Source organism: Sphingomonas sp. SRS2 (genome assembly GCF_000971055.1).
Taxonomy (GTDB): Bacteria; Pseudomonadota; Alphaproteobacteria; order Sphingomonadales; family Sphingomonadaceae; genus Rhizorhabdus.
Genome location: NZ_LARW01000090.1, coordinates 87,332 through 98,528 on the forward strand (window position 1 = coordinate 87,332; position 11,197 = coordinate 98,528).

Consider the following 11,197-nt stretch of genomic DNA (forward strand, 5'->3'; position numbering starts at 1 on the left):
GGGTGCGCTCATTGTCAGAGACCAAGGCACAGCGACTGGCGAAGCTTCACGAACGGGCCCTGACCCAGTTCGATAACGTCACACAGGCCACCCAGGAAGAACGCGCGCTTGCCCTACAGGATCGCCGCTTCGTCTCCATCGCTGGCGCACAGTGGGAAGACGAGTGGTATGACCAGTTCGAGAACAGCATCCGCGTCGAGATCAACAAGACCGCATCCGGCCTTGAAAAGATCGTAAACGACTACCGCTCGAACCGCGTCACCGTCAATTTCCGATCGACCACGGATACCAAGTCGACGCAGGCGACCGCCGAGCTTCTGGATGGGCTGTTCCGCGCCGATGTGTACCGCTCCAAGGGGCAGCAGGCATTCGACAATGCGTTCGAAGAAGGCGCAGCGGGCGGCTATGGCGCATGGCGGATCGTCAACGAGTTCGAGGACGAATATGATCCCGACAATGAGTTCCAGCGCATCGCCATCAAGGCGATCGTGGACGCTGATCAGTCTGTCTATTTCGATCCCAACGCCAAGCTCTACGACAAGTCCGACGCAATGTGGGCGATCGTGGTCACGGCCATGGCGCAGCAATCGTTCGAGGAGGAATATGAGGGGCGATGCTCCTCATGGCCTGACAGCTTCCCCAAGCCCTATTATGATTGGTACACGCCCGACGTCGTCAAGGTCGCGGAATATTACGCGGTTGAGGACAAGCGCGACACGCTGATCGTCTATCGTCACCCGCTCACCGAAGAGATCGACAAGCGCTGGAAATCGTCGATGGATGATGACGACGCGGCGGATATGGAGTTGCGGGGCTGGGTCGTTCTCAAGACGCAGCAGCGGCGTCGGAAGCGCGTTCACAAATATCTGATGAGCGGCACCGAGATCCTTGACGATCAGGGCTACATCGCCGGGCCCAACATCCCGATTGTGCCATTCTACGGCAAGCGGTGGTTCATCGACAACATGGAGCGATGCCGGGGCCATGTGCGTCTCGCGAAAGACCCGCAGCGCGTCTACAATGCCCAGATATCGAAGCTCACCGAGATTGCATCGGTGTCGCCGATCGAGCGCCCCATCCTTACGCCTGCCCAGGTCAAGGGCCATGAGGGTAGCTGGGCCGTGGCCAATCTGGACCGCGCACCTTATGCGCTGATCAACCCGACCGTCGATAGCGAAGGCAACGCGGTCAATCAGGGGCCGATCGGCAACATCAACCCGCCGCAGGTTCCGCCTGTGCTTGCCGCGCTTGTGCAGGTCACTGGCAGCGATATTGCCGAGATCACGAACTCGGACGATGGCGCGGAGAAGGTCAAGGCTAACGTTTCTGCAGATGCAATGGACATTGCCGCCACGCGAGTTGACGCCAAGAGCTTCACCTACATGGACAACTTCCGCCAGTCGATGCAGCGCTGCGGCGAGATATACCTTGGCATGGCCCGCGAGATCTATGTCGAGGAAGGGCGCACGGTCGAGACGCTGGGCGATGACGGCGAGGAAGGCTCAGCTGTCCTGCTGGAGAGCCAGACCGACGAGGCGACCGGCATCAACACGATCGCCAACGATCTGGAGCATGGTGCGTACAAGGTCATCAGCGACGTAACCGAGGCAACCACCACCCGGCGCGACAAGACCGTGAAGACCATGATGACCGTCGCTACTGCGGCGCAGGCATTGGGCGACATGGAGACCGGCATGGCCGCGCTGATCACCGGCGTCCTCAACATGGACGGCGAGGGCATGGACGATTTCCAAGCCTATATGCGCAAGAAAGCGCTCGGCATCGGCTTGGTCCAGCCCACCCCTGAAGAGCAGCAACAGATGGCAGAAGCGGCACAGGGTCAACAGCCCAGTGCTACCGATCAGGCATTGCTGGCGCAGGCCAAGGATTTCGAGGCGTCCGCCGGGCTTAAGCTCGCCAATACCGAGAAGGCCGTCGCCGACACCGGGCAGTCCAAGGCCAAGACCGTGCTTACGCTGGCACAGGCCCAAGAGACGGCGGCCAAAACCGGCCAGACCGTCGAGCAGACCAAGCGCGAAGGCATCCTCGCCATGCGCGATGAGGCCAAGCCGCAACTGGCGTTGCCGCCTCCGCAGGAGCGTCAAGCAGCATAATTCGGGCGCACCGCCCAAACGCCAGCCACCAGGCGCACATGGTGAGAAAAGGGAGCCACCTCATGGCAGCGTTCGAAGACGATCAGGACGACACCGAGCTCAATCTCGACACCCCGATCGATGACGAAGATCAGGACGACGAGCAAAATCCCGATGTGAACGACAGCGCCGACGAGCCGGATGATGAGGACGACACTCCCATTATCGGCTTCGGTGATGATATCGAGACCGAGGCGCTGAGCGACAGCGACCTCGTCAAGCATCTCCGCAAGCAGCTGCGCGAGGCACGGAAGACGCCGGCACAGGCCGCCAATGACGCCGAGATCGTCATCCCAGAGCTTGGGCCGGAGCCCACGCTCGAAAGCTGCGACTATGACGAGGCGCGACTCCAGCGCGAGCTGCGCGCCCACGTCGCCAAGGAAGCCGAGATCGAGCGGCTGACCGCGCAAGCCAGCCAGAAGAAGGAATCGGCGAAGGCGCAGTGGCAAGCGACCTGGGATGATTTCGCGACCAAGCGCGACGCGCTGCGGGTCAAGGATTTCGAAGACGCGGAAACCACCGTCCTCACCACGCTGACCAAGGAACAGCAGCTGATCATCGTGGGCGGCTGCGAAAACTCGGCGGCGATGCTCTACGCGCTGGGCAAAAGCCCGACCAAGCTCAACGAAATCGCCGCAGTGAAAGACCCGCTCAAGTTCGCGGTAGCACTCGGCAAACTGGAAAAGGATCTGAAGGTGCAGCGACGCAAGCCCCCAACTCCCGACACGCCCGCTCGCGGCTCCGCCCCCATGTCGCAGGGCGCGGTCGACAAGAAGCTGGAGCAGCTGGAGAAGGAGGCTGACAAGACCGGCGATCGGTCCAAGGTCATCGCCTACAACCGGGAAAAGCGCGCGAAGAAGGCGGCGTAAACCCTGGCAGTCGAACGGGAAGGGGGCTGTTCCGGCGGCCCCCTTTTTGATGTCTATTGCAATCTGCCTAAAAATTAGGCAATGTGACGCCTGCGCCCGCCCAGGTCCGCCCCTGAAATGGTGAGTAGTCGGTGCGATCGAGCTGAGAAAGCTCTCGCAACTACTCATTTAGGGAGGCCAAGATGGCCAACGGTTTTTCACGCGAAGAAAAAGTAATGTTCGACGCCATGCTCGAAGGTTTCGAGGATGCGCTAGTCTATTCGAAGATGGCTAAAGTCACCCTGACCAATCAGGAGCAGATGGAGCGTACCGGGGACATCATGTGGTTCCCGCAGCCTTACATCATGACCAGCTACGACGGCAACGACGCCACGTCCAACTTCAAGGACGTCGTTCAGCTGTCGGTTCCAGCCACGATCAACAACCAGCGCCACTCGCCCTGGAAGATGACCGCGAAGGAACTGCGCGATCCGCAGCAGCGTGACCGCATTCAGACGGCGGCCAAGGACGAACTTGCCTCGCGCATCAACATCAGCGCCATGAACGCAGCCGCGCTTTACGGCTCGGTATGGGTCAAGCGTGCTGTTGCCGCGACCGGCTATGACGATATCTCGCTTGCCGATGCCTCGTTCACCGAGCAGGGTATCCCGCGTTCGGATCGCGTCATCGCCATCCCGCCGCGCACCTACAATCTGATGGCCGGCACCCTTGCCAAGCCGCAGACTTCGGGCCTCGATCGCACGCTGTCGGCGTATGATCGCGCGTTCCTCGGCGATACGGCGGGCTTCAACACCTTCAAGGCGGACTATGGCTATCGCCTGCCCGCGCGTTTGGGTGTCGGCGTCACCATTGAGAATACGCTGCCGCTCTACTACACGCCTACCGCCTACACGACCACGGCGGGTATCGGTTCGCTCAACACCGACAACCGCTTCCAGACGATCGCAATCACGGTCACGTCCGGAACAGTCGCCGTGGGCGATGTCTTCACCCTGCCAAGCGTCAACGCGGTGCATCACATCGCCAAGACCAATACCGGCCAGCTGAAGACCTTCCGCATCGTGGAGATTGTCACCGGCGCGGGCGGCACCGGCACCGTCAAGATCACGCCTCCGATCATCTCGGGGACTGGCGGAACCGGCCCTGAGCTTCAGTATCAGAATGTCACTGCCGCGCCTGCTGATGGTGATGCGCTGACCTTCCTGAATACCGTTGCCGCTGAAGTCACGCCGTTCTGGCAGGGCGACGCCCTCCAGATACTGCCGGGCCGCCTGGCGCCGCAGGAGAACGCGGGCATGGCGGTCGTGTCGGCCACGACCAAGGACGGCTTCCAGCTGACCATGACGCGGCAGGGCGAGATCAACGACCTTACCTGCAAGTACCGCGTCGATGCGCTGTGGGGCGTCCTCGCGGCCAATACCGAGATGATGGGCGGAATGCAGTTCAGCCAGTCCTGATCTGTATCGGGGAGGGGCTTCGGCTCCTCCCACCCATTTAGCGGAGTAGCGCCATGTCGATGCCCTCGGAACGCCCGTTTAACCCCTCCCCGTTGGCGACCTTCTATGTGGCCAATGCGACCTCGGCATCCGCAGCTGCGGTGCTGTCCGACGATGCCGAACAGGTCGTGCTTTACAACAGCAGTTCGACCGCCATCGCCTATTTCACCTGCCGCAACATCAACCTGACCACGGACACCGGACCTACGGCGGTTGTGCCGACCACCGCGAATCCCGGCATCGGGGCATTCCCTGTCCCACCCGGCGCGCAGATCCGCATCACGGTTGGATACGGCCACAAGAAGTTCAGCGTCATCGCTTCGGCGGCTGACGGCAATCTCTATATCACGCCCGGCAAGGGGAATTGACATGGGCTTTCCGAAAGCAGTGTACCGCGACGGCACCGACTTCGATTGGGATGGTCGGATGGTCGATCATCGCCGCATTGGAGGCGAGGACGAGCTAACTGCCGCGCTGGCCGATGGCTGGCTTCTCCCGCGCGACTTCCTCACTGCTCCAAAGGCCGAAAAGACGCTTCTGGACAAGACCGCCGCCGAGATCATCGCCGAGATCCCCAGCCTAAGCGGTGAGGCGCTGCTTGAGCTTCTCGAAGCAGAGGAGAAGGGCAAGACCCGCAAGGGCGTGCTGGCGGCTATCAAGGATGCGATCGAAAAGCTGGTCGAATGATCATCTGGAACCCCAAGAAGCCGGATGAGACGGCGGCTTATACGATCGATTGGGGGCCGGAACTGCTTCTCGACGCCATCGAGTCCTATTCTCTGTCTGTCACTAGCGGCGCGGCTACGATTGTTGAGCAGGCATTCGCCGGTAATATTGTCACCGCGCTTATTACGGGCGGCGCAGATGGCGGCACGACGGTTTTCGAGTGCGAGATCACGTCGATTGCGCAACAGGTGCTATCCAAGACCGTCACGCTCTACACCATCGACACCGCCAACCCGAAAATACCATCTTCATCGACCAAGCGGGCGATAGTCGCGCTGGCGTTCCAAGAATGTCGCCTCAACAATTACCAGTTCGACCTGACGCCGGCTGAATTGAACGCGGCCCTGCAAAAGCTCGACAACCTGATGGCGGAGTGGGCGGTGACTGGCCGCGATCTTGGGTATAACTACCCCATATCCTACGGGATGGGCGATCTTGAGGACGAGAGCGGCATCCCCAACGCGGCTGTGCAGGGTGCCGGGCTTGAGTTGGCGCTCCGCATCGCGCCCAATATGGGTAAATCGTGGTCGCGCGAGAGCAAGCAGGCCTACACGCAATCCATGATCGCGATCGACACCATCACGGCTGTCCCGGTCAACCGCCTGCTCACCCGCACGACAGCGCTAGGGGCGGGCAATAAGCCCTGGACCACCTGGGAGCCCTATGCGGTGCGCGGCAACCGGGTGACTAACTCGGGCATCGGCTGATGACCGCTATCCCGATCCTCAACGGCGTCTACACGTCCGCACAGGGCGATTTTGTAGCATCCTATCCGATCAACCGAGAGCCGATCGTTCAAGATAGCGGCATGATCGCCAAAGGCTTTCTGAGGCCCGCGCCCGGCGTGACCCAGATGGGCACCGGCCCGGGCGCAGATCGCGGCTCGATCAACTGGAATGGCATCTGCTATCGCGTAATGGGCTCCAAACTGGTCTCGGTCTCGTCAGCCGGCGCTGTCACGGTCCTGGGCAATATCGCCGGCTCGGACGTCTGCGCATTTGATTACAGCTTTGATCGCTTGGGCATCAATGGCGGGGGCAACCTCTATTATTCGACCGGAGCCGCGCCATCCCGTGTGACAGATCCCGACCTTGGGAACGTCATCGACATGCTGTGGATGAACAGTCATTTCATGATGACCGATGGCGAGTACATCGTCGTCACGGAGTTGAGCGACCCGACTGCGATCAACCCGCTGAAATATGGATCATCCGAAGAAAGCCCCGATCCGGTAACTGGCTTGATGAAAGTGCGTGGCGAGCTTTACGCGTGCAACCGGCTGACGATTGAGGTCTTCGAGTATATTGGGGGCAACGGCTTTCCGCTCCAGCGGAATGCAAGCGCCCTGATTGAAAAGGGCTGCGTCGGACCGCGCGCCAAGGCGTACATAGGGGACACTTTCGCTTTTGTCGGCGGTGGCAAGAACGAGGCAGTCGGCGTCTATCTCGCGGGGCCCGGCCAAGCAGCCAAGATTTCAACGCAGGAGATTGACGAGCTTCTGGCGACGCTGTCGGACGCCGAGCTTTATGAAATCAATTGCGAGGCGCGCATCGACAAGGATGAGCAGCGCCTGTTGATCCATCTGCCGAATACGACATGCGTGTTCTACATCAGTGCGTCGAATGCGGCGGGAGAAAAGGTGTGGACCTTCCTCAACAGCGGCGTGCAATTCGAAAACCCTTATGGCCCGCGCAATGCTACATGGTGCTACAGCAAGTGGATTGTGGCCGACGCCGAAGGGCGCATCGGCTATCTTGACTATACAGTCTCCACGCAATTTGGGGAGATCGCCGGCTATCAGTTCGACACCAAGCTTCTCTACAATGGCGGGGCCTATGCAATCCTTGGCTCAGTTGAGCTTGTGGGCAATGTTGGGCGCGGCGGTAAGATATTCTTCTCCTCCACGGTAGACGGTCGGACATGGAGCCAGGAGCAGGCGATCAGCGGCGGGGATATCGGCCAGCGGGCGCAGCGACTCCAATGGCGGCCCGGCCGACGCTTCCAGCAATGGATGGGCCTCCGCTTTCGTGGCGCAGATGCGGGAACCGACAGCTATGCGCGGCTTGAGGCCGATATCGAGACACTGTTGTCATGATCGTAAAAACCAAGCGCCTCACCCGGCAGCAGCTTGAGGAGTTCCTGCCCAACAATCGCGCTATCCGCGCGTTTGAGTCGGTGCAGGATGATGTGATCGGGACCGGCAGCGTGCTAGCCGATGCGCCGATTATCACGATAGCGGAGGATGCGGACCTTCCCGCCTCTCGCGTGCTTACCGGCTCCGACAATGTCTCGATAGATGACGGCGGGGCCGGAGAGCCCGTTATCCTGGATCTAACCGACACTGGCGTTGATGCGGGCTCCTATGGCTCTACCACTCGCATCCTGATTATCGGCCTCGACTCCAAGGGTAGGGTGACGAGCGCAGAAGCGGTCAAGATCGATGTTTCCGATGTGGATGGCATCTTGATGGCAGCTAACGGCGGGACCGGGCTCGACGCCTACGCAGTTGGCGATTTGCTGGTGGCCAACGCAGCCGACGCGCTTGCGCCACTGCCCGACGTTGCGACTGGCAATGTGCTGAGATCTGGAGGGGTGGGCGCGATTCCCGCCTATGGCAAGGTTGACCTGACGACCGATGTTTCAGGCGTCCTGCCGGCAGCGAATGGCGGGTATCTTGGCGGCTTCAGCGGCACCGGCGCTTACACCAACTTTACCTTCACGAATGGGCGATGTACCGCCGCGTCGTAATGCCTAATAATTAGGCAAATGACTTGCGCATTGCCTAAAAAACAGGCAGAGTGTGCAAATCGGTAGATCGGGGGCTGCACCGGGCCAGATCGCGACGGGGGTCGTGTGGGTCTCTTTTCGTTCTTTCCCAAGATCATAGGCAACGTACTCGGTGATATTACCGGGACGAATGCCCAGATCAAATCCCAAGGCAGGGCGGCCGATCTTCAGGCCGCGTCTGCGCAAGCGGGCATCGACGAAACAAAGCGCCAGTTCGACGTTACGCAAGGCAATTTTGCGCCCTATCTCGACGCGGGCACGGACGCGCTCGGCGGCATTATGGACCTCCTCGGCTTGGGGGAGGGCGGCGCTGCCGCGCAGGGCGCTTCGATCGAAGCTTTGAAATCCTCACCCTTGTTCCAGTCCCTATTCGGGACTGGTGAGGAAGCCATTCTCCAGAACGCCGCCGCAACAGGCGCTTTGCGCGGGGGTAATACGCAGCGGTCATTGGCCGACTTCGGGTCGGACACGCTGGCGAAGGTTATCCAGGACCGGCTGTCGCAGCTTACAGGTGTGGCGGCGGGTGGCCAGTCTTCTGCCGCCAGCGTGGGGGGCTTCGGTCAGAATGCATCCTCGTCGATTGCCGATCTTCTCGGGCAGCAGGGCGCGGCTCGCGCTGGCGGCATCCTCGCGAAGGGCAACCAGCAGTCCGCCGGCATTCAGAGCGGGCTCAAGCTCGCCTCCAGCATCGCTGGATTCTTCTGATGCCCCTCTATCAGCCCATCAACTACGGCGCATACTCGCCACCACCCGATTTCGCCGAAGCAATCAGCTCGGGCCTTCAGGTTGGCCAGCAGTTTCGACAGAACCAGCAGCAGGAGAAGGCGCGCGAGATCGCGTTGCAGAATGCGCAGATTGCACAGGAGCGGCAGCGGCAGAAGCAGGAGGCATACAAGACTGTCCTGACAAACCCGCGCGCTGGCGCTCCGGAATATTCGAAGCTCGCCGCCATGTTCCCTGAGGACAGCGAAGATCTAAAGCGTTCGTTCGACATGCAGGACAAGGCCGCGAAGGACAGCGACCTAAAGCAGATGTCCGCCGTCTATGGCTACCTGCGTGGTGGTCAGAAGGATTTGGCCAAGCAGGCCATTCAGGCGCGTATTGATGCTGATCGAAAGGCCGGCGTCGATACGATGGACGATGAGCGCATGCTCGCTTCGATCGATCAAGACGGGGTGCAGGCCGCCAATACCGTAGGCTACCTCCTCTCCGCGTTGACTGGCGATAAGTTCGGCGAGACCGCAAAGGCCGTAGGTAGTGAGCGCCGCGCCGATGAATTGCAGCCTGCCGAGGTCATCAAGGGTGAGGCTGAGGCGAGCAAGGCGACGACCGAAGCGGCCTTTGCACCCAAGGTCATCGCCACAGATGTGGCCAACAAAGAGTCGCAGATACAGACCCGCAAGCAGCAGCTCATTCTTGATCAGGACAAGCTCAACCTCGGGTGGAAGCAACTTGCACTGGACGAGGACACCCTTGCGACCAACACAGCCCTCAAGCTCCAAGAGTATGAGCAGAACGGGTCCAAGGTCGAAGGATCGAGCCTTGAGACGCTGAACAAGGCTGTGGGTTCGGCGGTCACTAATCAGGCGCTTGCCGATCGCACCAAGGATCTAGCCGCCAAACTTCAGACTTCCAGCGTCCAAGGGCGCGGCTTTGCCTCGGATATTGGCGAATGGCTTGCTGCATCAACGGGCAAGCAGGATGCGGTTTCGGCTCTGCGCGGAGAATATGCCCGCATCAAGAACGGTATCGCGATTCAGAACCTGCCGCCCGGCGCTGCGTCGGATGCCGACGTCAAGCTCGCCATGAGCGGATTTCCGCCCGACACTGCGGACAAGGCGTATCTGGTCAGCTGGCTCAACGGCGTTTCAAAATTGCAGGAGATCGTCGCCGCGAACGAGCAGGCGAAAGCTGACTGGATCAGCTCTAACGGCAATATCGGGACAGCTAAGCGTGATCTCGACGTAGGCGGCGTGCGCGTACCAAAGGGGACGACGTTCGGCGAGTTCATGAAGAACCGCTCCAAGCTTCGGGCCCGCAACAATCCTCCGGCCGCGCTTGAGAGCATCCTCCAGAAATATGGCGGCGGCAACTGATGGCCTCGCTCGCATCCGTCAAGGAAGTGCTTGCAAGCGCCATTCCCGGCATCCGCTTCACTTCGGATCGGCGCTCGCAGGCCGAACAGGACGAGCTTGTGCGGCGCGGAAAGACCAAGGCGCGCAACAGCCAGCATGTCAGCGGCACGGGGCTGGACATGGTGTTGCCCAAGGGCTTCAGCGAAACTGACGTTGCCGATGCCTTGAGGGCTGTCGATGTGCGCCTCTCTGAGAGCATCAACGAGACCGGCAAAGGCAAGAACCAAGGCACAGGAGCCCACCTCCATATCGGATGGGGCGATAAATCGAAGGGAGGTGATCAGTCCGCCGGGGGCTCGACGTTCGATCGGGTCAAGGCGAAGCGCGACCAGGCCGGCAATGCGGCCCCTTCGATCGCTGGCGTTTATGAGGCGTACCGATCCAACAAGATGACCCCCAATGAGGCGGCGGCATTCGAAAACGCCGTTAACGATGGGGCGATCATCCTCCCTCGCGGCGCGAAGTTAAAGCGCGAGCCGGCGGCCTTCCAACTGCCTAAAGAAGTGATTGCGGCATATAACAGTCGTTCGATGGCCGACGATGAACGGGCCGCTATCGATGCCGCGCTAGCCGATGGTCAAGCGTCATTGCCAAAAGGTGCGAAGTTGACGGTTCCGCCAGCGCGGACGGCTACTGAGCTATTGCGTATGGGCGTTCGCGACCTCAGTGTCGGCATGGACTCGCTGCCTGATATAGTCGCGGGCCCTGCGAATGCCTTGGTCAATACCATCGCAGGCACAAATCTCTCCACGACGCCATTCCGGGACATGGCCGAAGGGCGGACGACGAATGCCATCGCACCGAAGCCAGAGAGTGGCGCGGAGCAGGTGATCAGCGCCGCCAATCAGGGCGCGATCCAGGGGCTTCTTACGTCTCCGCTGGCGAGTGCCGTTGGGGCCGAGACGACGGTTGGCCGCGTGCTGACCAATCCTCTTACGGATACAATTTCAGGAGCTACAGCGGGGGCCTCGCAAGAAGGTGCTCGGCAGTCCGGTGCGGGACCTGTCGGGCAGCTTGTCGCGGGACTGGCC

General features: G+C 60.8%; 11 protein-coding genes. All 11 read left to right on the forward strand.

Translation table 11 applies throughout. The features are described from left to right. Positions 1-11 precede the first annotated feature (11 nt). Positions 12-2,114, forward strand: a complete 2,103-nt coding sequence (locus WP12_RS12285; protein WP_046193999.1) for a portal protein — start codon at positions 12-14, stop codon at positions 2,112-2,114. A 62-nt stretch (positions 2,115-2,176) separates the two neighbouring features. Continuing rightward, positions 2,177-3,022: a hypothetical protein gene (locus tag WP12_RS12290; protein ID WP_046194000.1), complete on the forward strand. Its 846-nt coding sequence runs from the start codon at positions 2,177-2,179 to the stop codon at positions 3,020-3,022. A gap of 182 nt (positions 3,023-3,204) precedes the next feature. Next, positions 3,205-4,479 (forward strand): P22 phage major capsid protein family protein, encoded by a 1,275-nt coding sequence (locus WP12_RS12295; protein WP_046194001.1) that lies wholly within the window; start codon positions 3,205-3,207, stop codon positions 4,477-4,479. Positions 4,480-4,532: 53 nt separating this feature from the next. Further along, positions 4,533-4,886 (forward strand): hypothetical protein, encoded by a 354-nt coding sequence (locus WP12_RS12300; protein ID WP_152663976.1) that lies wholly within the window; start codon positions 4,533-4,535, stop codon positions 4,884-4,886. A 1-nt stretch (position 4,887) separates the two neighbouring features. Further along, positions 4,888-5,205 (forward strand): hypothetical protein, encoded by a 318-nt coding sequence (locus tag WP12_RS12305; protein WP_046194003.1) that lies wholly within the window; start codon positions 4,888-4,890, stop codon positions 5,203-5,205. Continuing rightward, on the forward strand, positions 5,202-5,951 hold the full coding sequence (locus tag WP12_RS23460) for a packaged DNA stabilization gp4 family protein (RefSeq protein WP_052730358.1): 750 nt from the start codon (positions 5,202-5,204) through the stop codon (positions 5,949-5,951). The genes WP12_RS12305 and WP12_RS23460 overlap by 4 nt, the downstream gene beginning before the upstream one ends. Next, the gene (locus WP12_RS12315; RefSeq protein WP_046194004.1) at positions 5,951-7,339 is read left to right on the forward strand and encodes a packaged DNA stabilization protein; all 1,389 of its coding nucleotides are present in this window, start codon (positions 5,951-5,953) and stop codon (positions 7,337-7,339) included. Before WP12_RS23460 ends, WP12_RS12315 begins: the two co-directional genes overlap by 1 nt. Then, a complete protein-coding gene (locus tag WP12_RS12320) occupies positions 7,336-7,992 on the forward strand; it encodes a hypothetical protein (protein WP_046194005.1) in 657 nt (218 codons plus the stop codon). Before WP12_RS12315 ends, WP12_RS12320 begins: the two co-directional genes overlap by 4 nt. A gap of 105 nt (positions 7,993-8,097) precedes the next feature. Further along, on the forward strand, positions 8,098-8,736 hold the full coding sequence (locus WP12_RS12325; RefSeq protein ID WP_052730359.1) for a hypothetical protein: 639 nt from the start codon (positions 8,098-8,100) through the stop codon (positions 8,734-8,736). Beyond that, positions 8,736-10,127, forward strand: a complete 1,392-nt coding sequence (locus WP12_RS12330; RefSeq protein ID WP_046194006.1) for a hypothetical protein — start codon at positions 8,736-8,738, stop codon at positions 10,125-10,127. The genes WP12_RS12325 and WP12_RS12330 overlap by 1 nt, the downstream gene beginning before the upstream one ends. Next, a partial coding sequence (locus tag WP12_RS12335) for a hypothetical protein (protein ID WP_046194007.1) occupies positions 10,127-11,197 on the forward strand: 1,071 nt, incomplete at its 3' end. The genes WP12_RS12330 and WP12_RS12335, both read left to right, overlap by 1 nt.

Coding starts and splice junctions, on each gene's coding strand:
- WP12_RS12290 (WP_046194000.1), top strand. CDS start 2,177: ATGGCAGCGTTCGAAGACGATCAGGACGACACCGAGCTCAATCTCGAC.
- WP12_RS12295 (WP_046194001.1), top strand. CDS start 3,205: ATGGCCAACGGTTTTTCACGCGAAGAAAAAGTAATGTTCGACGCCATG.
- WP12_RS12300 (WP_152663976.1), top strand. CDS start 4,533: ATGTCGATGCCCTCGGAACGCCCGTTTAACCCCTCCCCGTTGGCGACC.
- WP12_RS12305 (WP_046194003.1), top strand. CDS start 4,888: ATGGGCTTTCCGAAAGCAGTGTACCGCGACGGCACCGACTTCGATTGG.
- WP12_RS23460 (WP_052730358.1), top strand. CDS start 5,202: ATGATCATCTGGAACCCCAAGAAGCCGGATGAGACGGCGGCTTATACG.
- WP12_RS12315 (WP_046194004.1), top strand. CDS start 5,951: ATGACCGCTATCCCGATCCTCAACGGCGTCTACACGTCCGCACAGGGC.
- WP12_RS12320 (WP_046194005.1), top strand. CDS start 7,336: ATGATCGTAAAAACCAAGCGCCTCACCCGGCAGCAGCTTGAGGAGTTC.
- WP12_RS12330 (WP_046194006.1), top strand. CDS start 8,736: ATGCCCCTCTATCAGCCCATCAACTACGGCGCATACTCGCCACCACCC.